The organism is Achromobacter semiaridum, assembly GCF_053543755.1.
In genome coordinates, this window is sequence record NZ_JBLVOL010000129.1 from 1 (window position 1) to 22151 (window position 22151).

Genomic DNA, 22151 nt, shown 5'->3' on the forward strand with positions numbered 1-22151 from the left:
CCGGCGGCGCCCGCCAGCCCGAACGCACCCGCCGCACCGGCACCCAGGTGAAACGGCGCGCCATGCAACATCACCGCCAAGGTCGACCAGAACGCACTGAAGCCCAGCGACAGCAAGCCCTGCGCGGTGGCGGCGCGGCGCAGGCCGGGGTGCTGGCGCCACAAGGTCGCCAAGGAGCCCAGCAACGCGGCGTACGACAGCTGCGCGGTCGGCACGAAGCGCGGCAGGCCACGCCACAGCGCCGCGCCCAGCGCCACGATGGTGACGGCGGCCGCCACGAACATGGCGCGCCAGCCGAACTGCTCGGCAACAAATCCGCTGACCACGCGTGACAACAGGATGCCCAGCAATAGCCCCGTCATGACGGTGCCGACGATCTTGCCGCGTTGCTCTACCGGCGCCAGATGCGCGGCGGCCGGCACGATGTCCTGCGCCAGCGTGGCGGACAGGCCGACCACGAAGCTGGCGGCCAGCAACATGCCGATGGAGGGCGCGACGGCGGCGGCCAGCAATGCCAGGCTGAGCACGGCGGCCTTGATGAGAATGATGCGCTTTCGGTCGTGGCGGTCGCCCAGGGGCGCCAGCATCAGGATGCCGAAGGCATAACCCAGCTGCGTCAGGGTGGGGATCCAGCCCAGCGTCTCGGCGCTGGCGTGGATGTCCGCGCCCAGTACGCCCAGCATCGGCTGGCTGTAATACAGGGACGCTACCGACAGGCCGGCGCCGATCGCCAGAAGGAAAACGAGTCCGCGCGACAAGGCGGCGGTGGAGGTGGGGGTTTGGGATGACATGGTGAGGTGTCCGAAGGATCGTGTACGGGGCAGATTCTGGGCGCGCGCGCCTTGTTTTGGTAGCCGACTTGCGGGTACATCGGTTATACGATTGGCGTATGACCACCCCTGCCCCGCCCTCCGCGGCCGCCACCGCCGCCGCCACCGACCGCCTGCTGCTGATCGAAACTTTCGTGCGCATTGTCGAAGCCGGCAGCCTCTCGGCCGCCGCCGCGCAACTGGGCGGCACGCAGCCCACCGTCAGCCGCCGCCTGCAACTGCTTGAACGCACCATGGGAGTGCGGCTGCTGCAACGTTCCACCCACGCGATCCGGCTGACCGAAGACGGCCAGCGCTGTTATGAACGCGCCAAGGAATTGATCGCCACGTGGCAATCGTTTGAAAGCGAGGTGCGCGGCGCGGGCGACGAGCCCATCGGCACGCTGCGCGTGGTGGCGCCGCACGCGTTCGGCCAGGACCAGTTCGTCGATCCGCTGGCCAGCTATCTGCGCCAGTATCCGAACATGCGGGTGGAATGGCTGCTGCACGACCGCATGCCCGACCTGATCGCCGAGAACGTGGACTGCGCCATACGCGTGGGGGCGGTGACCGATCCGTCGGTGATCGCCATCAAGCTGGGTGAAGTGCCACGCATCGTCATCGCGTCGCCTGACTTGCTGCAAGGCGAGCCCGTCCCGCAACATCCCGAAGCGCTGGCGCGCCTGCCGTGGCTGGCGCTGCGCACGTTCTATCGCACCGAGGTCAGCCTGACGCATTGCGCCACGGGGGCGACAGAACGCTTCGGCATCCAGCCGCGTCTGTCTACCGATGGCCTGTATGCGCTGCGCAAGTCCGCGTTGCTGGGGCTGGGCGTGGCGTTGGGCTCGGCCTGGGCGATGCAGGACGATCTTGCCGCCGGCCGGCTGGTGCATCTGGCGCCCGATTGGCGCGCGGCTCCGCTGCCGGTGTTCCTGGTGTACGCGCCGTCGCGCTATCAGCCCGCGCGCCTGCGCCGCTTCATCGAGATCATGCGCGAGCACCTGCCGGTGGAGTTGGGCGGCGGCTGATGCAAGGCCGTCGATGCCCGCACGGCTACCGTAGCGGCCCAACGCAAGATGCCGACGCCTCGGCCGTCTTGCCCCAGGCTGTTTTGCCCCTGGCCGTCTTGCGCTGGGCCGTCTTGCACCAGGCCGTCTAGTACTACGTCGTCGCCGCCTCAACCACCAGCGTGGCCAGCGTCAGGTCTTCCAGCGCGCTGCCCACCGCCTTGAACACCGTGATCTCTTCATCGTTGCGCCGCCCAGGCCGCTGTCCGGTGGTGAGCTGATGCAGATCGCCCTGGATGGCTTCGCGTGTCAGCACACCGGCCTCGAACGCGGACAACAGGTCGCCGGATTTGGTCGGGGCTTCGTCGGTGTCCACGTAGACCGTCGTGCCATCAAAGCAGGCCGGGTCGGTTTCACGCATCTCGGGCTTGAAGCTGCCGATCAAATCCAGGTGCACGCCGGGCCGCAGCCACGCGCCGCGTATCAGCGGCACGGTCGACAGCGTGGCGCAGCTGATGATGTCGGCCTGGCGCGTGGCCGCTTCCAGGTCGGTGGTGGCGCTTGCGTCAAAACCTTGCTCCCGCAGGCGTTGCGCCAACACTTCGGCGCCGGCCGCGCGCACGTTCCAGACCATGACGCGTTCAATCGGGCGCACCTGACGCATGGCTTGCGCCACCAGGCCCGCGATGCGGCCCGAGCCGACGATCAACAAGGTGCGCGCATCTTTTCGGGCCAGATAATCCGCGCCCAGCGCCGCCGCGCCCGCCGTTCGAAATACCGTGATGACATCGCCGTCCACCTGCGCCACCGGCACGCCCGTGGTGGCGCTGTACAGGTTGTAGGTCGCATGCAGCCCGGGCAGGCCCAGGTGCGTGTTATCGGGAAAGATGTTGATGATCTTCACGCCGAAATATCCTCGGTCGCTCCAGGCCGGCATGATCAGCGAGGTGCCGCGCGACGAGCCGGATTCAATGGCGTGGACATGGCGCGGGGGCACCGTCGCGCCGTCGCGAAAGGCCGTGCGCAGGGCGTCGATGACGGCGTCGAAGGACAGCACGGCACGGGTTTGGTCGGTGTCGATAAAGCGCATGGAAGGCTGCCTGAAAAGAAAGATCGATGTGTAGGGCAGCAGGCAGTCTAGCAGCGTGCGGGCGGCCATCGCCTCGCAGACGCGCGCCGTAAAGGAAAAGAGCCGGCGCTATCAGGCGACATGGCCGGTGGGGGCGCGATGACGCTGCGTGGCGGCAAGCGCCGCCGGGCAAAAGCCGGGGGTAACCGGTGTACCTGCCGGCGTACCCACCGACTCGTCCAGCGAGGCATCGGCCGCGCGCGAGGCCAGCACCGGCAGCAGCTCGGCCCGGCAAGGGCGCCCGTACAGCCAACCCTGGCCGGTAGCCTCGGGCGCGCGTTCCAGCACATAGCGCGCCTGTTCCTCGGTTTCAATGCCTTCGACAATGATGTAGATGTTCATGCGGCGCGTCATCTCGAACACCGACTCCAGCACGGTCGCGGCCCACTCGTTGGCGCTGACCCAACGGATCAGCGTGCGATCCAGCTTCAGGCCGCTGACGCCCCACGTCAGCAGATTGCTAAGGTTGGCGTAGCCGGTGCCGAAATCGTCTATGACCACACGAAAACCCGCATGCAGCTTCGAGAACGCCGGCCACGCAGTTACGGCCATCAACGGCAACGCCTTGACGCTGGGTACGCCGATGGCGGTCACGAATGGCTCGGTGGTGTTGAAGGCTGACGGCACGTTGGACTTCATCCCGTCGTCCAACTTCCACGGAGCCACCAGCTTTAGCTACACGGTCACGTCGGGAGGCGTGACGGAGACGGCCACGGTGACGGTCAACGTCGCGTCGGTCAACGACGTTCCCGTCCTGCTGGGCAACCGGGTCGGTGGCCAGGTGTTTGACCGCAGCACGGGCGAATTCACGGTGCCGACCTTGGAGGACACGTCGGTCTCCGGCCGCGTAGGCGCGCTGGATACCGACGGCGAGCCCTTGGTCTACAGCCTTGCTTCCTTGCCGACGCATGGCACGGTGACGCTGGATGCCGCGACGGGCGCGTATGTCTACACGCCGAACGGAGACTTCCTCGGCGCCGACCGCTTTGTGGTGACTATCGCGGACGGCAGCGGCGGGTCGCTGCAGGCGGTGGTGAACGTGGGCGTGGCGGCGGTGGCGGATATTGCCGACGACACGGTGACAACCTTTGAGGACACGCCTGTCAACATCATCGTCAACGGCAACGACACGTTCGAAAACGCCGGGCACGCCATCACGGCCATCAATGGGGCGGCCGCGACGGTGGGGGCGCCGATAGAGGTGGCAAACGGCGCCGTGACGCTGCGCGCCGATGGCACCCTGGATTTTGCGCCCTCGGCCGATTACAACGGCACGACCCAGTTCACCTACACCGTCACGTCCGGCGGCGCCGGCGAAACGGCGACTGTCACCGTGAACGTAACGGCGGTGAACGACAGCCCGGTGGTACCGGCCGTCACGGTAAGCCTGCCGCTGGGTGGCGGCAGCGTGGATGTGCCGGCAAGCCAGGGCTTGCTGGCCGGCGCGTCCGACGCGGACGGCGACGCCTTGTTTGTCGCCGACGTCAGCGTGGACGGAGTACCGGGCAGGACGCCGGCCGGCTCGCCCCTGGCGATTCCGGGCGGGGGCACGTTGTTGGTCAGGCCCGACGGCAGCTATGTGTTCACCCCGGCTGTCGGCTTCACCGGTGAACTCGTGGTGCGCTATCGCGTCAGCGACGGCAACGGCGGGTTCACGGAGTCGACCTTCACGCTGCGCAACTCGGCATCGTTGTTCACCGAGCAGGATGACTTCCGCTTCGTCGTGGGGGCGGGAGCAAGCGAGTCGGCCATCGGCGGCAATGCAGGCTTGGTTGCCAGCAAGGTGGACTCGGTGTTGATCCAGGCGGTCAACGGGCTGGCATCGCTGGACGGCACGCCGGACTTGCAGCAATCGGGCGGGGCGGTCTTGCTGGCGGTCAATGGCGTCAACAGCCTTGACCACCTGGGAAGCTTCACCGGGGTGGGGGCGGTGCTGCAAGCGGTCAACGCCATCGACCCGCTGAACGGCATCGACGACAGGGGCGCACGGGGCGGCTTGCATCAGCTGCTGGGATCCGGCCTGGGCGGCGGACTGGGAGACGGGCAGGCGGTGTTGTCGACGCTGCCGCTGGGCCAAGGTTTGCAGGTGGACCTGGTGGGACGTGGCGATCAGCTGCTTTTCATCGTCAACGGCGGCGACGGCAAGGCGGACATGCGCATCACGCTGGCCAACGGCGCGGCTTTGCCGGGTTGGGTGCAAGCGGATGGGCGTGGTCTCTTGCTGATCAACCGACCGGCCGGCATGGAAACCCTGAGCCTGCGCCTGACCCCGCGGTCGGGGCCCGGAGCTGGGGTGGGCCGCGTCATCACGCTGGATTTCCTGTCTGGCACGATGCGCGAACAGCGGGCGCCGGCCGACCCGGTGTTGCGTCCGCAGACCACGCCGGATGCCAAGCCGGGTGCGTCGCTGACTACGCCGGAACGCTTGGCGGGGGCACCGTTCTCGATGCAGCTGGCCCAAGCGGCGCGCCAGCATGACGTGGAGGACGTCGCCTTGATGGACCTGCTGGACTGACGCGCACGATGTGAAGGTGGCGCAGGGCGCGCGGGAAGAGCAGCAAGAGCAGAACGAGCAGAACGAGCAGAACGAGCAGAACGAGCAGAACGAGCAGAACGAGCAGAACGAGCAGAACGAGCAGGACGCCGAGGCGGGCCGGGGCGATCATCCCGGCCCGCCTTGTCGTTCAGATCGTCGCGGTGGGCAGCGGGTCGCCCGCGCCGGTGCGTTCGGTGATCAGCTTGTAGTGTTGCGGGCTGCGGTGCTTGGCGAAGTTGAAGACGTGTTCGCGGAACGCCTGGCCCATCGCCAGGTCGATCTTCGCGGTAATGACTTCATCTTCCTCGCCGCTGGCGCGCGCCACGATTTCACCCGAGGGCGCCACGATCATCGAGCTTCCGATCATGTGGTGCCCGTCTTCATGGCCGCACTTGGCGGCGGCGCCGACCCACACCGCGTTCTGGTAGGCGCTGGCTTGCAACACGATTTCGTGCGTGGTGGTGCGCAGATGCGCGGGCTCGTTCCAATGGATGTTCAGCGACGGCGTGTTGTAGCCCAGCACGATCAGCTCGGCGCTTTGCAGCGACATCACGCGGTAGGTCTCGGGCCAGCGGCGGTCGTTGCACAGGCACATGCCGATCTTGACGTCGTTGGTCTCCCACACGCCAAAGCCCAGGTCACCCACTTCAAAGAACTTCTTCTCCAGATGCTGGAACGGCGCGTCGACCTTGTGATCCGAATGTCCCGGCAGGTGGATCTTGCGGTACTTGCCGATGATCTTTGCGCTGCGGTCCACCAGGATGGCGGTGTTGAACTGGCGGCCTTCCGGCGTCAGCTCGGCATAGCCCAGGTAAAAGCCGATGCCCAGTTCGCGCGCGGTGTCGAACAGCGGCTGCACGTCGGCATTGGGCATGGCCTTTTCAAAGAAACGGTCCACGGCCTCGGCGTCTTCCATCCAGTAGCGGGGGAAGAACGTCGTCAGCGCCAACTCCGGAAACACGACGAATTCCGCTTGGCGGGCGGCGGCCTCACGCATCATCTCGACCAGGCGGCGCACGACCACGGCGCGGGTGTCGGCCAGGTTCACGGCGCCCATCTGGGCGACCGCCAGGCCCATTTTGCGGGCAGGGGTGGTGTTGCTCACGGTGTCTATCTCCAGGTGCTGATTGCGTGTTCGCGGTTGAAGCCGCAAGCATGCATGCGCGCGCGCTATCGCGATAGCGCCTGGCCGCGCGCTGCCTGGCCGGGCCCAGCGTGTTGCTAAGGCGTTGATTGAATTGATGAATCGGGCAGATTTGGGCGCCTGTGCATGGCCGTGCGCATAACGCCGCATCATGGGCGCCGTGCAAAGTTCTATATCGGGTTTACCCGTACCCTGGCGGCTCAGATCGCCTTGAAGGTCTTCAGATGGATGCTGGTCTCGGTGGCCGAGATGCCCTTGAGCGTGCGCAGCCGGTCCAGCACTTCGGACAGCTGATCGATGGTGGGCACGCGCAGCTCCGCCAGCAGATCCCAGCGGCCGTTGGTGTCGTGCAGACCCGCCACCGCGGGCTCGCCCATCAGCAGGTTCACGATCTTGCGGGTTTCGTGGCCTTCCACGGCGATGCTTATCCACGCCACGATGTCATCCGTTTCGGACTCGGGGCGCAGGCGCACGGTATAACCGACGATGATGCCGCGCTCTTCAAGCTTGCGGATACGGTTGTCGATCGTGCCGCGCGACACGTCCAGCTTCTTGGCAAGCGTGGCGATGGACAGGCGGGCATTTGCGCGCAGCAGGCCCAGCAAGCGTTGGTCTAGCGTGTCCATTGTGCAAAGCGCTAATGTTGGCTGTCGAATTGCCAGAATCTTAGCGTTTCGTGTTGAATGTTGTCACTATGAATTGATTTGGGTATCAGCCAGAATTTCCTTTCCATCACTTGGGGAGAAAAAAATGACGACATTGCTCACGACGTCGGACGTCGCCAACATCGTGGCCCGATACGGTCCGCGCAAGGTCTTCACCGACTTGCTGGACTATGTGCTGGCCGATTTTCTGCGATGGCAAGAATTCGACAAGTGTGCGCGTGTCGCCAGTCATTCCCCCTCCGGCGTCATCGAACTGATGCCCGCCGCCGACAGCGAGCTGTACAGCTTCAAGTTCGTGAACGGCCACCCCGACAACCCGCAAGCCGGCCTGTCCACGGTGATGGCCTTTGGCGCGCTGGCGCAGGTCAGCACGGGCGAACCGCTGCTGATCAGCGAACTGACCCTGACCACCGCCCTGCGCACCGCCGTCACGTCGGCGCTGGCGGCCCGCGCGTTGGCCCGGCCCGACTCGCGCTCGATGGCGTTGATCGGCAACGGCGCGCAGGCGGAATTCCAGGCCCTGGCGTTTCACTATGTGCTGGGCATTGACGTGCTGCATGTGTACGACGTGGACGCGCAGGCCACCCGCAAGCTGCAAGCCAACCTGGCCGCCGTTGCCCCGGCGCTGCGCGTCGTTGCCTTTAACGGCACCGCGCAGGCGGTCAAGGGTGTGGACATCGTCACCACCGTCACCGCCGACAAGGCCTACGCCACCATCCTGACCGCGGACATGGTCGAACCCGGGATGCACATCAACGCCTTGGGTGGCGACTGCCCGGGCAAGACCGAGCTGCATGCCGACGTGCTGCGCCGGGGCACTGTCTTTGTCGAATACGAACCGCAGACGCGCATTGAAGGCGACCTGCAACAGATGCCCGCGGATTTTCCGGTGACGGAATTGTGGCGCGTGCTGACGGGGCAGGTGGCCGGGCGCCAACGCGCCGATGACGTCACCATTTTCGATTCGGTGGGTTTTGCGCTGGAGGACTTTTCGGCCCTGCGCTGGTTGCGTGACAGTGCCGCCCGGCTTGGCATCGGCGCGCGCATTGAAGTGGCGCCGCAATTGCAGGATCCGAAGAACCTCTTCGACGTGGTCCGCGCGGCCGCCGACGTGAAGGCCGCGCCGGGGCAGCCATAGCCCCGGCGACCCATCAACAGAACAACGAATCAACGATTCAACGGATAGCGCTCAGGCGGCGCGCGGGGCGTCGGTGGGCGGCGTGCCGTCGTGGAACATCGCCTTCAGCTGCGTGCGCAGTTCGGGCGAGTCGGCGTGGTGGTGCACGGTGGTGGCATGCTGCACGGCGGCTTCCAGCAATTCGTCGTCGGAATCCGCGGCCAAGGCTACCGAGCAATTCATCTCGCTTGGGTACTCGCGGCAGTCGATGTATTTGCGGGTCATGATTGTCTCCTTGCGCAGCGCCCGGGGGCGCTTGCGTGTTGGCACATCCGACGCGCGGCATGCGGGGCATCGGGTAGTTGGCGCGTCGCAGCGCACCCGATGATTTCAAAAGTATAGATCCGGATGCTTACGGTTTTCCCCCCGGCGTTGCGTCATGCGACACCGGGCGGCCCAACAGGAAGCCCTGGAAGTGCGAGCAGCCTTCCTGTGTCAACCGGTCCAGCTGCGCGGCGGTTTCCACGCCCTCGGCGGTGGTGGGTATGTCCAGGCTGCGGCCGATGCCGTTGATGGCGCGGATGATGGCCAGCGCCTCTTTGCTGGATTCGACATCCTGGGTGAACGACTTGTCGATCTTGATCTTGTCGAAGTCGAACGAACGCAGATAGCCCAGCGACGAATAGCCCGTGCCAAAGTCATCCAGTGCAACTTTCACGCCCAACGCCTTCAGGCGCTTGAGCGTGTTCAGGTTGGAGGCCGAGTTGGCCAGCAGCACCGATTCGGTGATCTCCAGTTCCAGCCGCCGCGCCGGCAGACCGGATTTGGACAACGCCGATTCCACCAGCGACACCAGCGCGCTGTTGGTGAACTGGCTGGCCGACAGGTTCACGGCCACGGTTTCGTGGTCGTCCCAACGCATGGCTTCGGCGCAGGCCTCGTGCAGGGTGAAGGCGCCCAGCTCGTGGATCAGGCCGGTTTCCTCGGCAATGGGAATAAAGTCGCCGGGCATGATCAGGCCCTTGACCGGATGTTGCCAGCGCATCAGCGCTTCGCGCCCGACGATGCGCACGTGGCTGACGTCCATGATGGGCTGGTAATACAGCTGCAACTGCTGGCCCATGATGGCCTGGCGCAAGTCCATTTCCATTTCATGGCGCTTGAGCGCGGCGGCCTCCATTTCGAGCTTGAAGAACGCCATGCGGTTGCGGCCGTTGCGCTTGGCTTCGTACAGCGCCATGTCGGCGTAGCGCAGCAGGTGGTCGGCGGTGTATTCGGGCGTCTCGGCCAGCGCGATACCGATGCTGACGCTGATCGGCACCGTATGGCCGTCCACTTCAAAGGGCTGGCGCACCGCGTCGATCAGCCGTTCGGCCATCTTGCGCACGTCGTCCTGCTGGCCGATGTTGGGCAGCACCACCGCGAACTCATCGCCGCCCAGGCGGGCCAGCGTGTCCTGCTCGCGCAGCACCTTCGGCAAGCGCTTGGCCAGGAGGCGCAGCAGCTCGTCGCCGCAGGGATGGCCCAGCGTGTCGTTCACGCTTTTGAAGTTGTCCAGGTCCAGGCACAGCACGGCGGTGCGGCGGTCGTCGGCGCAGTGGTGCAGCGCCTTGAGCAACTGTTCGCGGAACAGCCGGCGGTTGGGCATGCCGGTCAGCGTGTCGTGGTGCGCCATGTAGCGCACCTGGGCATGCGCGGCGTTCTCTTCCGTGACGTCGTCCGAGATCAGGAGCGCGTAGCGCGAGCGCGGGTCGGTGCTGTGGAATACCAGCGTGCGAGTGCGCAACGTGCGCATGCCGCGCGCCGTGGTCAGCTCTTCTTCCGCTTCGCGCAGGGCGCCGTCCGATCGCAAGGCGTCATGCGTCAGCCGGTCCAGGAATTCGCATACGGGCGCGGGCAGGCACTGCCGCGCCGTCTTGCCCAACATCTGGGCGCGCGTGGCGCCGAACGTGGCTTCCGCCTGACGGTTGGCCAGCAGGATATTGCGCGACACGGCGTCCAGCACCAGCACGCATGACGGGATGTGCGACACCACGGCATCCAGGAAGCTGGATAGCGACGTCAATTCCGAGTTGTAGTGCTCGGCCAGCTCTTTGGCTTTCACCAGCTGTTGTTCACGTTCACGGCGTTCCGTAATGTCGCGCGTGACCTTGGCAAAGCCGATCAGGTCGCCGTGGTCGTCGCGGATGGCGTCGATCACGACATTGGCCCAGAACAGCGTGCCATCGCGGCGCACGCGCCAGCCCTCGGCCTCGAAGCGGCCTTGTTCGCGCGCGGTGGCCAGGCCGCGCTGCGGCAAGCCCGAGGCCTGGTCGGCGGCGGTGTAGAAGCACGCGAAGTTCTTGCCGACGATCTCCTCTTGCGTGTAGCCCTTGGCGCGCTGCGCCCCGGCGTTCCAGTTGGCGACTGTGCCGTCCGGATGAAGCATGTAGATGGCGTAGTCGACGACACCCTGCACCAGGTGCCGGTACATGACGTCGGAATTGTCGATGATCATTGGATGAGGGGGCGGGCAAGCGCCCGCGTGTGGCGGGCCAGGCCGGCGTACGCGTGGGCTGTCCCGCGAATGGAATGAGGGATTTACGGCTTTACGTCGCCGTCTGGGCAATAGTTAAGGCGCGGGCTGGAAAAGGCTTGAATCTAACGAATGTTGTCGTAGAAACACGGTTCATTGCATCGCATTGCACCGCATTGCGTAGCGGCGTCACAGCTTCACCCGTTGGCGCAGCGTCTGCGCGATCATCCCGATGTCGATGTCCTTGCCCGGGTTCTTCAGGCAGAAGTCGTACAGCACGGCAACGTACGCATTGCCCAGCAGCTTGGTGATGGCGCCGGCGGTGGTGGCGGCGATGGTGCCGCCCACGGCGCTGCCCGCGCCCGGAATGAATTTCAGCATGCCCGACACGACCGAGCGGCCGATCAGCGTGGCCGCCGATGCGCCCAGCGTGGACGTGACCAGCGTGGTGATGGCGGTGGTGTCCAGCTCCATGCCGAAGGTGATGCCGATCTTGGCGATCATGCCGACCTGGATCGGCACCAGCGCAAACGCGTCCGAAAACGGAATGGGCGCGGCGGCCGCGGATGCGGCCAGGCCGGCAGCCACGTTCACTTCTATCTCAGCCCGCTTTTTTTTTACTTCCAGGGCCTTCTTGTTGCGGGTGGACAGGGCATTGGCGTAGGCGCGCTGCTGCCCCTCGGGGATGTGCTCGGCGGTGACCTCGATCAGCTTGTCCAGGCCCATCGGCGGCAGTTCCGCATCCAGTTCCTCTATCCATTCCGGCAGCGCGCGCACGGCCACGACCTGCTTGGCGCGCGGCAGCAGCTTTTGCGCCTCGGCAACGAAGGGACTGTTCTTGCGCGCCTTGGTCAGCACCACCACCACCGGGATGCCGGCGGTGGCCAGCATGTCGGCCAGTTCGATCTCGGCATCTTCCACGCGGTGGCTGCTGTCCTGAATGCACAGCCAGGCCACGTGCACGTGCTTGTCCTGGTCGTCTGACGCCGAGCGTTCCTGGATCAAGTCCGTCAGTGCCTGGCGCGAGCGCGCGTAGTCGCCCACTTCCAGGCCGCGCGTGTCGATGATGGTCAGCGGATGGCCCGGCTTGGTGTATTCCTGGGTGGTCTGCGTGACGGGCTTGCCCGCGCCCGTCTTGGCCAGATCGCCGCGAAACACGGCGTTGATCAGCGTGCTCTTGCCGACGCCGGTCTTGCCCGCGATCAGGATGTTGACGCGACCCGCGCCGCGCGTGGCCGTGCTGATGGCGTCGGCGATGGCGTCCTGCAAGGCGGGCGAATCGGGGCGTAGGGGAGACATGGGCCGTAAGAACGTGAAAGGGATTGAGCAACGATATCAGATGAGTCCGACATTCGCGGCAACCGCGATATTTTTCTTGCCACTTCACCGAAGATCCGGGTTGCTTGATGAATCCGGTGCGTGGGCAGACGCAACGGATCCCATACCAATATGGCTGCCCTGCGGTAAGGAGACATTGAAAATGGCGTTGGACATAGGAGTCGTCGTGCTCTACCTGGGGGGCATGCTGCTGCTGGGCTGGTACGGCATGCGGCGTGCAAAAACCCAGGAAGACTATCTGGTGGCGGGCCGCAACCTGGGGCCCGGTTTGTACATGGGCACCATGGCGGCCACGGTGCTGGGCGGGGCAAGCACCGTGGGTACGGTGCGGCTGGGATATCAATACGGCATTTCGGGGTTTTGGCTATGCGGGGCGCTGGGCCTGGGCATCATCGTGCTGAACCGGGTGCTGGCCAAACCCCTGCTCAAGCTACGCATCTATACGGTGACGCAGATTCTTGAGCGCCGCTTCACGGCAGGCGCCAAGCATGTCAGCGCGCTGGTGATGATGGCGTATGCGCTGATGCTGGCGGCCACGTCCGTCATCGCCATGGGCACGGTGATGCAGGTGCTGTTCGACCTGCCGTTCTGGGTGTCGGTCGTGGTCGGCGGCGGCGTGGTCGCGGTGTATTCCACGCTGGGCGGAATGTGGTCGTTGACCCTGACCGACATCGTGCAATTCATCATCAAGACCGTGGGCTTGATGTTCGTGCTGTTGCCCATCTGCTTGATACGGGTGGGCGGCTGGGACCAATTGGTGGCGCAATTACCCGCCGCCAGTTTCACCCTGACGAACATCGGCTGGAGCACGATCATCACGTACTTTGTCATCTACTTCCTGGGCATCCTGATCGGCCAGGAAATCTGGCAGCGCGTCTTCACCGCCCGCGACGAACGCGTGGCGCGCGTCGCGGGCACCGCCGCCGGCTTGTACTGCATCGTGTACGGGCTGGTGGGCGCGGTGATCGGCATGACGGCGAAGGTGCTGCTGCCCGATCTGCCCGACGTCAACAACGCGTTCGCGGCCATCGTGCAGGCGGGGCTGCCGGACGGTATACGCGGGCTGGTCATCGCCGCCGCGCTGGCGGCCATGATGTCCACGGCCAGCGCCGCCATGCTGGCCACGTCCACCGTGCTGGCCGAAGACCTGTTGCCGGCGCTGCGCGGCGCACGCCCGATCACCGACGTGCGCGTGCACCGGCTGATCACCCTGCTGGCCGGGCTGTCGGCATTGGGCGTGGCGTTGGTGGTTGATGACGTCATGAGCGCCCTGACCTGCGCGTACAACCTGCTGGTGGGCGGCATGCTGGTGCCGTTGCTGGGCGCCATCTACTGGCGCCGCGCCACGACCGCCGGCGCGATGGCGGGGATGCTGCTGGGCTGCGCGGCGGCCATCGCCTTCATGGTCAAGGACGGCCTGGCGGCCAACACGCCGGTCTACGCGGCGCTTGCCGCCAGTGCCGCCGGCTTTGTGCTGATCAGCCTGCTGGGGCGGGCAGGCGCGCCCTGGCGCGAGGCGCCCGTACCGCGAGCCGACGCCAAATGAACCCGTTTTTTCAGGAGCACATCATGCGCTTTACCCCGGAACGCCTTGCGGCGCTGCGCGCCCGCTTTGGCGGTGACAACGAAGCCGCCATTCACGACCCGCATTTTCGCGATGTGGCCGTCAACATCATCGACGGCAGCGGCACGCGCAGCGCGCCCTACGCGGGCATGCCCACCTTGCTGGACGCCCCGGTCCGCCTCATCGACTGGCAAGCGCCCGACTTCGGCGACCTGCAAGTGGCGCTGGCCGGCGTGCCGATGGACCTGGGCGCCAGCAATCGCAGCGGTTGTCGCTTTGGCCCGCGCGCGCTGCGGGCGGTGGAACGCGTAGGCCCCTACCACCACGTCTTGCGCTGCACGCCCACGCACGACCTGCGCGTGGCCGATATCGGCGATGTGCCCATGCGCAGCCGCTTCAACCTGGAGCAGTCACATGAAGACATCCAAACCGCGTACGCCCAGATCCATGCGGCGGGGGTCATTCCGGTTTCGGTGGGGGGCGACCATTCCATTACGCTGCCGATCCTGCGCGCGCTGGGCCGACGCGCGCCGGTCTCGCTGATCCACTTCGACGCGCATTGCGATACGGGCGGCCCGTTCGACGGCAGCCGCTTTCACCACGGCGGCCCGTTCCGCCAGGCCGTGCTGGACGGCGTGCTGGACCCCACGCGCACCATCCAGATCGGCATCCGGGGCGCGGCGGAATACCTTTGGGAATTCTCGTACGAGTCCGGCATGACGGTCATTCACGCGGAAGACATTCCCCGCCTGGGCATTGATGCCGTGGTGGCGCAGGCGCGCAAGGTGGTGGGCGACACGCCGGTGTATGTCTCGTTCGATATCGACTGCCTGGACCCGGCGTTCGCCCCAGGCACCGGCACGCCCGAAGTCGGCGGCGTGACCGTACGCGAGGCCCAGGCCATGCTACGCGGGCTGGCGGGTATCGACATCATCGGGGGCGACGTGGTGGAAGTGGCGCCCGCCTATGACGCCACGGCCAACACGGCGCACGCGGGGGCGCAGATGCTGTTCGAGATCCTGAGCCTGGTCAGCGTGCGCCACGCAGGCTGACGGGTCCGCGAACTTTCTTGCAGTCTCCTTTCGCTTTGGCGCAAAAGGTAATGGAAGGTACGAACGCACACTCGGCGGCACGAGGCTGCCGATAGTGCGTTCGTCACGGTAAGCATGCACGCAAATGGTGCGCGCCGGCCCCGTGGACGCGCAATGCCCTGGGAAGCAGTACTGGCGCGGGTTTCGCGATATGGGACGACGCCACCAGCCCGGCGTCCGCAGGAAAAAAGGGTGCGATCGGATGCCCTGCCAAGCTGTTACAACACAAATGTTTCGGACGCGCTGGCGGGCATGCTGCCCTCGTAGAATCAGCGCCTCGTAAGGTTTCGCCGCGCTGTCAGCGGCACCGTTCATGACCCGATTTGCCCTCGTTCCCCGTTTGCTCCGTTCGCGCCCACTGACCAAGGGCTTTCGCTATCTTTACCGCTATACGCGAACCGGCGCCTATCGGCATAACGAAACCTTATGGCCGCTGGTGAAAGTGCGCCGCGATGCCCGCGACCACGACCGCCTGGTGGCCTGCAACGTCATCGGCGTGCAAGGTCCGGCTACCCAGCCCTTGGCCGACGTGCCACGGGACATCGCCGACGACGCTCACCTGATTCTTAGCGGCCCCTCGATTGCTGAAATCGACTATGCGCGTTGCCGGCTGGGCAACGTGATGGGCGTGAATGGCTCGATTGCGCTGCGGCGCGCGCATCCCTCGTTGCGCTTCGATTACTACGCGATGCTTGATGCCGGTTTTGTGAAGCGCCGACGCGACCTGGTCGCCGAGGTCTTGTCGCAGGACCTGCTGCTGTTTGTCACGCCCGAGGTCTACCGGTGGATTTCGTACCTGTTCGACGCCAAGGCGGTCCGATGCCGCATTGCGCTGTTCGAGGAAGTGCACCAGCGCGCCCTGCAAGCGCGCGCGCAACCCGATGCCCTTGCCGCGCAGCTGGCGCGCGACCCCGAGCTGGTGTTGTTCGATGCGCATCACCCGCAGCACGCGCACGGCTTCAGCCTGAACCCGACACGCGGCCTGTTCGGCGGCGGCACGGTGGCCTACACGGCCTTGCAACTGCTGACCTGGATGGGCGCGCGCACGCTGTACCTGCACGGCCTGGACCTGACCGCCACGGCCGGCCCCCGCTTTTACGAAAGCCCGGGCGCGCAACTGGCTACCGCGCTGGACCGGCAGTTTGCCGGACATATCGAACCGGCATTCCGCCGGGCTAGCCAGCTGCTGCGGGCGCGCGGCGTCCAGGTCTACAACCTGTCCATGAATAGCCGCCTGGGCGAAGACGTTTTTGAAAAGCGCCATTGGAGCTGTTTGCTCAAACAAGGGGAATCCCCGCCTTCCCCGCAACGGTTCTCGGGCCTATCACGATGAAGATTCTGTACACCAACTTTCACCAGGGCGATGGCGGGGGGCACACCACCTACGTCATGTCCCTGGCACGCATGCTGCGCCAGCGCGCCCAGATCACCGTGGCCGCGCCGCGTGGCAGCCGCCTGCTGGCCGAAGCCCACGCCTTGCCCGGCGTGCATTCCATCGACCTGGAATTCAAGGGCCGCCCGTTTCAGCAATTAAGCGCGTTGCGCCGGCTGCGCGCGCTGCTGCGCCGCGAGCAATTCGACGTGATCCACGTGAACGGTTCGGCGGACCATCGCCTGTGCATGCTGGCCACGGTGGGCATGGGTGCGAAGCGGCCCTTCATCGTCTACACGCAGCACACGGACCGCAGCGCCAATAGCCTGGGCGTGCGCATGCGCGCCAAGTGGGGCACCAACCGCGTTATCTGCGTGTGCGGCCACACCTTCCGCCGCATGAAGGATTCGGTGTTTCGCGATGAAGACCTGCGCGTGGTGCACAACGGCGTGGACACGCTTCAGTATCGGCCGGCCACCCCTGACGAGGCCGCCCGCGCGCGTGCCGCGCTGCTGCCCAAGGCAATGCAACGCCGGCTGGTGATCGGCAGCAACGCCGGCACCGCCGTGTACAAGAACTGGCTGGACATGGTGACTGCCGTGTCGCTGCTGCCCGAGCATCAACGCGATCAGGTCGTCATCCTGATTGCCGGCAAGCAACCGGACGACGAACAGCGCCAGCGCGTGGCCGAACTGGCCATGACGGATCAGGTTGTGTTCACGGGCTTGCTGGAGGACGTGCGGCCATTTCTGGCGGCACTGGATGTGGGCTTTGTGTTGTCGTCGCGTCTGGAGACGATCTCGTTCGCATGCCGCGAAATGATGGCGGCGGGCAAGCCGGTCATCGTCAGCAAGGTGGGCGGGCTGACCGAGAACGTGACGGACGGGCGCAACGGTTGGGTGGTGCCGCCCGGTTCGGTCAGCAGCGTGCTGGCCACCGTGTCCACCATCCTGAACGATCGCGCCATCGCCGCGAAGATGGGCGAAGACGCCCGCAATACCGCCTTGCGCGAGTTTTCGCTGGCGCATTTCGTGGGGCAGACGGAACAGGTGTACCAAGAACGCGGGGCCTCAGACCGCCAGTTTGAACTGACGTCCTGACGCCCCGGCGTTGGCGCGCGATCCTTAGAAGTGGATCACGGTGCGGATCGACTTGCCTTCATGCATCAGGTCGAAGGCTTCGTTGATGCGATCCAGCGGCAGCGTGTGCGTGACGAACGGGTCCAGATCGATCTTGCCGCTCATGGCGTCTTCAACCATGCCCGGCAACTGTGTGCGGCCCTTCACGCCGCCAAAGGCCGAACCGCGCCACACACGGCCCGTGACGAGCTGAAACGGGCGCGTGCTGATTTCCTGGCCGGCGCCGGCCACGCCGATGATGATGCTTTCGCCCCAACCCTTGTGGCAGCATTCCAGCGCGGCGCGCATCACGTGCACATTGCCGATGCATTCAAACGAAAAGTCCACGCCGCCGTCGGTGAGTTCGACGATGACGTCCTGGATGGGCTTGTCGTAGTCCTTGGGGTTGATGCAGTCGGTGGCGCCCATGGCGCTGGCCAGCACGAATTTGTTCGGGTTGGTGTCCACGGCGATGATGCGGCCAGCCTTGGCCTGCACCGCGCCCTGGATCACGGCCAAGCCGATGCCGCCCAGGCCGAACACGGCGACGGTGTCGCCTTCCTTGACCTTCGCGGTGTTGTGCACGGCGCCCAGGCCGGTGGTTACACCGCAGCCCAACAGGCAAACCTTTTCATGCGGGGCGGCCGGGTTGATCTTGGCCAGCGAGATTTCGTTGACGACCGTGTATTCGCTAAAGGTCGAGCAGCCCATGTAGTGGTACAGCGGCTTGCCTTCGTAGCTGAAACGCGAGGTGCCGTCGGGCATCACGCCCTTGCCTTGGGTGGCGCGCACCTTCTGGCACAGGTTGGTCTTGCCGGACAGGCAGAATTTGCACTCGCGGCATTCGGCCGTGTAGAGCGGGATGACGTGGTCGCCCGGTTTCAGCGACGTGACGCCTTCGCCCACTTCGACCACCACGCCCGCGCCTTCGTGGCCCAGCACGGCGGGAAACAGGCCCTCGGGATCGTCGCCGCTGAGGGTGAACGCGTCGGTGTGGCAGACGCCGGTGTGGGTGATCTGCACCAGCACTTCGCCGCGCTGCGGGGGCGCGACGTCGATTTCAACGATTTCCAGCGGCTTGCCGGGTCCGAATGCGACTGCTGCGCGTGATTTCATAGTGTTTGCTCCACGAATGTCGGGGGAATTACTTCAAATAGGAACGGACGATGCGCATCAGCTGATCGACCTCGGCCTCGGCGTCGATCCCGGCGTGTTGCGGCCCGCCCTGGGCGGATTGCAGGAAGGTTTCCCGGAGATGGCTTTCCAGCACCTCGGCCATCAGGCCGGTGGCCGCGCCGCGCAAGGCGGCCAGCTGTTGCAGCAGCGCGCCGCATTCCGTGCCTTCGTTGACCGCGCGTTCCAATGCTAACGCCTGCCCCTGGATACGGCGCAGGCGGGTGACGACACGTTTTTTTTCTTCCGGCGAATGCGGCACGGCAGGCTCCGAAAACGATACAGGGGGGGAGTATACGGAAAGCGGCCAGTCATCCGCAAGACATGTGTACCTGTCTATACTACAAGCCGTTTTCCAACGCCTTGCGGCGCCCACCCCAGGATCATTCCGTGGCTTCTTCTCCCCCCCGACTTCCCGTCCAGGCCAATGCCCTGCCCGCCCCGCTGTATGCGCAGGTCAAGCAGATGATTGCGCAGCAGATCCGCACGGGCGCGTGGCCCGCGCACTATCGGGTGCCCTCGGAAAGCGAACTGGTCGAAGAGTTGGGATTCAGCCGCATGACGATCAACCGCGCGCTGCGCGAGCTGACGGCCGAGGGCCTGCTGGTGCGCATGCAGGGGGTGGGCACGTTCGTCGCGCAGCCCAAGGCGCGGTCGGCATTGTTTGCCGTGAACAACATCGCGGACGAGATCGCGGCGCGCAATCATCGGCATCACAGCCGCGTGGTGCGCCTGGCCGAAGAGCCGGCCGGGTCCGAGCAGGCGCTGGCGCTGGACCTGCGCGTGGGTCAGCCCGTATTCCAATCCGTCATCGTGCATTTCGAGGATGACGTGCCCATTCAGCTGGAAGACCGCTACGTCAATGTGCGGCTGGCGCCGGACTACCTGAAACAGGACTTCACGCAACACACCCCCTACGAATATCTGACGCGCGTGGCGCCGCTTAGCGAAGGCGAACATGTCGTGGAAGCCATTCTGGCCAAGCCGCGCGAATGCCAGCTGTTGCAGATCGAGCGCAGCGAGCCGTGCCTGTTGATCCGTCGCCGCACCTGGTCCGGCGACCGCGCGGTAACGCTGGCGCGACTGATCCACCCCGGCTCGCGCCACCGTCTGGAAGGCAAGTTCACAACATGAATCCGCCCGACGTTCGCTTGTATCGCGCGGCCGACTACCCGCGCATGCCCTGGAAAAACGGCGGCGGCACCACGCAGGAGGTTGCCTGCAACGCCGGCGGCAGCACCGCCGAGTTCGATTGGCGCCTGTCGATTGCCGACGTCGCGCAAGACGGCGGCTTTTCAGCGTTCACGGGCTATCAGCGCATCATCACGGTGCTGGAAGGCAGCGGCATTGAATTGAGCGTTGACGGGCAGGCCCAGACGCCGCTGACAACGCTTCAGCCTTACGCATTCCTGGGTGACGCCAAAGTCCATTGCCGTCTGCTGGACGGGCCTATCCGCGACTTCAACCTGATCTACAAGCCGCGGCGTTATCACGCGCGGCTGCAATGGGCTTCGGGCGCTGGGCCATGGGCGTTTCATAGCGACGCGCACAGCGTGCTGGTGCTGAACGCGGGCGACGCGCTGGTGTTGACCGTGGACGGCGCCGACCATGCGCTGCCTGCGCGCTACGACTGCCTGCAGGTAGAGGGGCGGCACGCCCTGACGTCGTATCGCCTTGCCGGCTGCGGCGATGTGAAGGCTTGCGTGATCGAGCTGCATCCGCGATAGAGGGAAAAAAGGGCGGGTAAACCCCTATCCAAATTCGTCTCGTCCTATCTTGTATATACAAGCATAGGCATCCTATGATGCGGGCAATCGCCGCGCTGCGGGCACGCGCGCGGCAGAACCGATCAAGGAGACTGTCTTGGACCAATCGAATCGATATCGCGATGTCGTCATCCGCGCCCCGCGTGGCAACCAGCTGACCGCCAAAAGCTGGTTGACCGAAGCGCCGCTGCGCATGTTGATGAACAACCTGGACCCGGACGTCGCCGAAAACCCGAAGGAACTGGTGGTGTACGGCGGCATCGGCCGTGCCGCCCGCAACTGGGACTGCTACGACAAGATCGTCGAATCGCTGACCCAGCTGAACGATGATGAAACGTTGCTGGTGCAGTCGGGCAAGCCCGTCGGCGTCTTCAAGACCCATGCCAACGCGCCGCGCGTGCTGATCGCCAACTCCAATCTGGTGCCGCATTGGGCCAACTGGGAACACTTCAACGAACTGGACGCCAAGGGTTTGGCCATGTACGGCCAGATGACGGCGGGCAGCTGGATCTACATCGGCAGCCAGGGCATCGTGCAGGGCACGTATGAAACCTTCGTCGAGGCGGGCCGCCAGCACTATGGCGGTAATCTGGCCGGGCGCTGGGTGCTGACCGCGGGCCTGGGCGGCATGGGCGGCGCGCAGCCGCTGGCCGCCACGCTGGCGGGCGCATGCTCGCTGAACATCGAATGCCAGCAGGCCAGCATTGATTTCCGTCTGCGTACCCGCTATGTGGACGAGCAGGCCACCGACCTGGATGACGCGCTGGCGCGCATCAAGACCTACACAGAACAAGGCCGCGCCGTGTCCATCGCGCTGTGCGGCAACGCCGCCGACGTGCTGCCCGAACTGGTGCGCCGTGGCGTCAAGCCCGACATGGTCACCGACCAGACCAGCGCGCACGATCCGCTGAACGGCTATCTGCCGTCCGGCTGGACGTGGCCCGAATATCGCGAACGCGCCAAGCGCGAGCCGGCCGTCGTCATCAAGGCGGCCAAGCAATCGATGGCCGTGCACGTGCAGGCGATGCTGGCGTTCAAGCGCCAGGGCATCCCCACGTTCGACTACGGCAACAACATCCGCCAGATGGCGCAGGAAGAAGGCGTGGCCGACGCCTTTGACTTCCCCGGGTTCGTGCCCGCGTATATCCGCCCCTTGTTCTGCCGCGGCGTCGGCCCGTTCCGCTGGGCCGCGCTGTCGGGCGACCCGCAAGACATCTACAAGACTGACGCCAAGGTCAAGGAACTGATTCCCGACGACGCGCACCTGCACCGCTGGCTGGAGATGGCGCGCGAACGCATCAGCTTTCAGGGCTTGCCGGCGCGCATCTGCTGGGTGGGTTTGGGCCAACGTGCCAAGCTGGGTCTGGCGTTCAATGAAATGGTGCGCTCGGGCGAGTTGTCGGCGCCCGTCGTCATCGGTCGCGACCACCTGGATTCCGGATCCGTCGCCAGCCCCAACCGCGAAACCGAATCCATGCGCGACGGCTCGGATGCCGTGTCCGACTGGCCGTTGCTGAACGCCTTGTTGAACACCGCCAGCGGCGCCACCTGGGTGTCGCTGCATCACGGCGGCGGCGTGGGCATGGGATTCTCGCAGCACTCGGGCATGGTGGTCGTGTGCGACGGCACGGACGAGGCCGCCGAACGCATTGCGCGCGTACTGACCAACGATCCGGCCACGGGCGTGATGCGCCATGCCGACGCCGGCTACGACATCGCCATTGACTGCGCGAAAGAGCAGGGCTTGAACCTGCCCATGGTCAACGCCCAGCGCTAAGCGCCGCGCAACCCCCGATCCCGCCAACCC

General features: G+C 65.5%; 20 protein-coding genes. 10 read left to right on the plus strand and 10 right to left on the minus strand.

The window, feature by feature from the left end:
- Nucleotides 1-791, minus strand: a 791-nt coding sequence (locus ACNPP0_RS26435) for an MFS transporter (RefSeq protein ID WP_448707461.1), incomplete at its 3' end; no start/stop codon positions are given.
- 98 nt (nucleotides 792-889) lie between these two features.
- Here ACNPP0_RS26435 and ACNPP0_RS26440 point away from each other — a divergent pair.
- A complete protein-coding gene (locus tag ACNPP0_RS26440; RefSeq protein WP_448707462.1) occupies nucleotides 890-1837 on the plus strand; it encodes a LysR family transcriptional regulator in 948 nt (315 codons plus the stop codon).
- Between the two features lie 133 nt (nucleotides 1838-1970).
- Here ACNPP0_RS26440 and lhpI read toward each other — a convergent pair whose 3' ends face one another.
- Complete coding sequence (gene lhpI, locus ACNPP0_RS26445; RefSeq protein WP_448707463.1) at nucleotides 1971-2906, minus strand: bifunctional Delta(1)-pyrroline-2-carboxylate/Delta(1)-piperideine-2-carboxylate reductase; 936 nt, start codon at nucleotides 2904-2906, stop codon at nucleotides 1971-1973.
- Nucleotides 2907-3017: 111 nt separating this feature from the next.
- A complete protein-coding gene (locus ACNPP0_RS26450; protein WP_448707464.1) occupies nucleotides 3018-3446 on the minus strand; it encodes an EAL domain-containing protein in 429 nt (142 codons plus the stop codon).
- On the opposite strand from ACNPP0_RS26450, the gene ACNPP0_RS26455 reads away from it, so the two are divergent.
- A complete protein-coding gene (locus ACNPP0_RS26455) occupies nucleotides 3439-5460 on the plus strand; it encodes an Ig-like domain-containing protein (protein WP_448707465.1) in 2022 nt (673 codons plus the stop codon). The genes ACNPP0_RS26450 and ACNPP0_RS26455 overlap by 8 nt on opposite strands.
- Nucleotides 5461-5629: 169 nt before the next feature.
- Here the strand turns inward: ACNPP0_RS26455 and ACNPP0_RS26460 are convergent, their stop codons facing one another.
- Both ACNPP0_RS26460 and ACNPP0_RS26465 read right to left on the minus strand, forming a co-directional pair.
- Nucleotides 5630-6559, minus strand: coding sequence for an N-carbamoyl-D-amino-acid hydrolase (locus ACNPP0_RS26460; RefSeq protein WP_448707491.1), 930 nt, complete (start codon nucleotides 6557-6559; stop codon nucleotides 5630-5632).
- Nucleotides 6560-6825: 266 nt separating this feature from the next.
- Nucleotides 6826-7251 carry an Lrp/AsnC family transcriptional regulator gene (locus tag ACNPP0_RS26465; protein ID WP_120153512.1) on the minus strand — a complete coding sequence of 142 codons (426 nt, stop codon included), beginning with the start codon at nucleotides 7249-7251 and terminating at the stop codon, nucleotides 6826-6828.
- A 124-nt stretch (nucleotides 7252-7375) separates the two neighbouring features.
- Between ACNPP0_RS26465 and ocd the strand changes: the two genes are divergently transcribed.
- Complete coding sequence (gene ocd / locus ACNPP0_RS26470; RefSeq protein WP_448707466.1) at nucleotides 7376-8428, plus strand: ornithine cyclodeaminase; 1053 nt, start codon at nucleotides 7376-7378, stop codon at nucleotides 8426-8428.
- A gap of 51 nt (nucleotides 8429-8479) precedes the next feature.
- Here ocd and ACNPP0_RS26475 read toward each other — a convergent pair whose 3' ends face one another.
- The 3 genes from ACNPP0_RS26475 to ACNPP0_RS26485 all read right to left on the minus strand — a co-directional run bounded on the left by ACNPP0_RS26475 (nucleotide 8480) and on the right by ACNPP0_RS26485 (nucleotide 12221).
- Nucleotides 8480-8692, minus strand: coding sequence for a DUF1059 domain-containing protein (locus tag ACNPP0_RS26475; protein WP_448707467.1), 213 nt, complete (start codon nucleotides 8690-8692; stop codon nucleotides 8480-8482).
- 127 nt (nucleotides 8693-8819) lie between these two features.
- Nucleotides 8820-10904: a putative bifunctional diguanylate cyclase/phosphodiesterase gene (locus tag ACNPP0_RS26480; RefSeq protein ID WP_448707468.1), complete on the minus strand. Its 2085-nt coding sequence runs from the start codon at nucleotides 10902-10904 to the stop codon at nucleotides 8820-8822.
- 207 nt (nucleotides 10905-11111) lie between these two features.
- Entirely contained in the window at nucleotides 11112-12221 is a 1110-nt protein-coding gene (locus ACNPP0_RS26485; RefSeq protein ID WP_448707469.1) for a YcjF family protein, read from the minus strand.
- A 181-nt stretch (nucleotides 12222-12402) separates the two neighbouring features.
- Between ACNPP0_RS26485 and ACNPP0_RS26490 the strand changes: the two genes are divergently transcribed.
- The 4 genes from ACNPP0_RS26490 to ACNPP0_RS26505 all read left to right on the plus strand — a co-directional run bounded on the left by ACNPP0_RS26490 (nucleotide 12403) and on the right by ACNPP0_RS26505 (nucleotide 17387).
- Entirely contained in the window at nucleotides 12403-13806 is a 1404-nt protein-coding gene (locus ACNPP0_RS26490; RefSeq protein WP_448707470.1) for a sodium:solute symporter family protein, read from the plus strand.
- A 23-nt stretch (nucleotides 13807-13829) separates the two neighbouring features.
- On the plus strand, nucleotides 13830-14876 hold the full coding sequence (gene speB, locus ACNPP0_RS26495) for an agmatinase (RefSeq protein ID WP_442880378.1): 1047 nt from the start codon (nucleotides 13830-13832) through the stop codon (nucleotides 14874-14876).
- A 352-nt stretch (nucleotides 14877-15228) separates the two neighbouring features.
- Nucleotides 15229-16248, plus strand: a complete 1020-nt coding sequence (locus tag ACNPP0_RS26500) for a WaaZ-like lipopolysaccharide core biosynthesis protein (protein ID WP_448707471.1) — start codon at nucleotides 15229-15231, stop codon at nucleotides 16246-16248.
- Nucleotides 16245-17387, plus strand: coding sequence for a glycosyltransferase (locus ACNPP0_RS26505; RefSeq protein WP_448707472.1), 1143 nt, complete (start codon nucleotides 16245-16247; stop codon nucleotides 17385-17387). The genes ACNPP0_RS26500 and ACNPP0_RS26505 overlap by 4 nt, the downstream gene beginning before the upstream one ends.
- 24 nt (nucleotides 17388-17411) lie before the next feature.
- On the opposite strand, the gene ACNPP0_RS26510 is transcribed toward ACNPP0_RS26505, so the two are convergent.
- Nucleotides 17412-18521: an S-(hydroxymethyl)glutathione dehydrogenase/class III alcohol dehydrogenase gene (locus ACNPP0_RS26510; protein WP_104144862.1), complete on the minus strand. Its 1110-nt coding sequence runs from the start codon at nucleotides 18519-18521 to the stop codon at nucleotides 17412-17414.
- A 28-nt stretch (nucleotides 18522-18549) separates the two neighbouring features.
- The gene (locus ACNPP0_RS26515) at nucleotides 18550-18840 is read right to left on the minus strand and encodes a metal/formaldehyde-sensitive transcriptional repressor (RefSeq protein ID WP_046805570.1); all 291 of its coding nucleotides are present in this window, start codon (nucleotides 18838-18840) and stop codon (nucleotides 18550-18552) included.
- Nucleotides 18841-18968: 128 nt separating this feature from the next.
- Between ACNPP0_RS26515 and hutC the strand changes: the two genes are divergently transcribed.
- From hutC to hutU, 3 genes are all read left to right on the plus strand, one after another.
- Nucleotides 18969-19712, plus strand: a complete 744-nt coding sequence (gene hutC / locus ACNPP0_RS26520; protein WP_448707473.1) for a histidine utilization transcriptional repressor HutC — start codon at nucleotides 18969-18971, stop codon at nucleotides 19710-19712.
- Entirely contained in the window at nucleotides 19709-20305 is a 597-nt protein-coding gene (locus ACNPP0_RS26525) for a HutD/Ves family protein (protein WP_448707474.1), read from the plus strand. Before hutC ends, ACNPP0_RS26525 begins: the two co-directional genes overlap by 4 nt.
- A gap of 136 nt (nucleotides 20306-20441) precedes the next feature.
- The gene (gene hutU / locus ACNPP0_RS26530) at nucleotides 20442-22121 is read left to right on the plus strand and encodes a urocanate hydratase (RefSeq protein ID WP_332612582.1); all 1680 of its coding nucleotides are present in this window, start codon (nucleotides 20442-20444) and stop codon (nucleotides 22119-22121) included.
- Nucleotides 22122-22151 lie beyond the last annotated feature (30 nt).

What these genes read in the sequence shown, in the direction of transcription:
- lhpI (WP_448707463.1), bottom strand. Translation starts at nt 2,906, where the DNA reads ATGCGCTTTATCGACACCGACCAAACCCGTGCCGTGCTGTCCTTCGAC.
- speB (WP_442880378.1), top strand. Translation starts at nt 13,830, where the DNA reads ATGCGCTTTACCCCGGAACGCCTTGCGGCGCTGCGCGCCCGCTTTGGC.
- ocd (WP_448707466.1), top strand. Translation starts at nt 7,376, where the DNA reads ATGACGACATTGCTCACGACGTCGGACGTCGCCAACATCGTGGCCCGA.
- ACNPP0_RS26480 (WP_448707468.1), bottom strand. Translation starts at nt 10,904, where the DNA reads ATGATCATCGACAATTCCGACGTCATGTACCGGCACCTGGTGCAGGGT.
- ACNPP0_RS26485 (WP_448707469.1), bottom strand. Translation starts at nt 12,221, where the DNA reads ATGTCTCCCCTACGCCCCGATTCGCCCGCCTTGCAGGACGCCATCGCC.
- ACNPP0_RS26525 (WP_448707474.1), top strand. Translation starts at nt 19,709, where the DNA reads ATGAATCCGCCCGACGTTCGCTTGTATCGCGCGGCCGACTACCCGCGC.
- ACNPP0_RS26505 (WP_448707472.1), top strand. Translation starts at nt 16,245, where the DNA reads ATGAAGATTCTGTACACCAACTTTCACCAGGGCGATGGCGGGGGGCAC.
- ACNPP0_RS26440 (WP_448707462.1), top strand. Translation starts at nt 890, where the DNA reads ATGACCACCCCTGCCCCGCCCTCCGCGGCCGCCACCGCCGCCGCCACC.
- ACNPP0_RS26455 (WP_448707465.1), top strand. Translation starts at nt 3,439, where the DNA reads ATGACCACACGAAAACCCGCATGCAGCTTCGAGAACGCCGGCCACGCA.
- ACNPP0_RS26490 (WP_448707470.1), top strand. Translation starts at nt 12,403, where the DNA reads ATGGCGTTGGACATAGGAGTCGTCGTGCTCTACCTGGGGGGCATGCTG.
- ACNPP0_RS26460 (WP_448707491.1), bottom strand. Translation starts at nt 6,559, where the DNA reads ATGGGCCTGGCGGTCGCCCAGATGGGCGCCGTGAACCTGGCCGACACC.
- ACNPP0_RS26500 (WP_448707471.1), top strand. Translation starts at nt 15,229, where the DNA reads ATGACCCGATTTGCCCTCGTTCCCCGTTTGCTCCGTTCGCGCCCACTG.
- ACNPP0_RS26475 (WP_448707467.1), bottom strand. Translation starts at nt 8,692, where the DNA reads ATGACCCGCAAATACATCGACTGCCGCGAGTACCCAAGCGAGATGAAT.
- ACNPP0_RS26465 (WP_120153512.1), bottom strand. Translation starts at nt 7,251, where the DNA reads ATGGACACGCTAGACCAACGCTTGCTGGGCCTGCTGCGCGCAAATGCC.
- ACNPP0_RS26510 (WP_104144862.1), bottom strand. Translation starts at nt 18,521, where the DNA reads ATGAAATCACGCGCAGCAGTCGCATTCGGACCCGGCAAGCCGCTGGAA.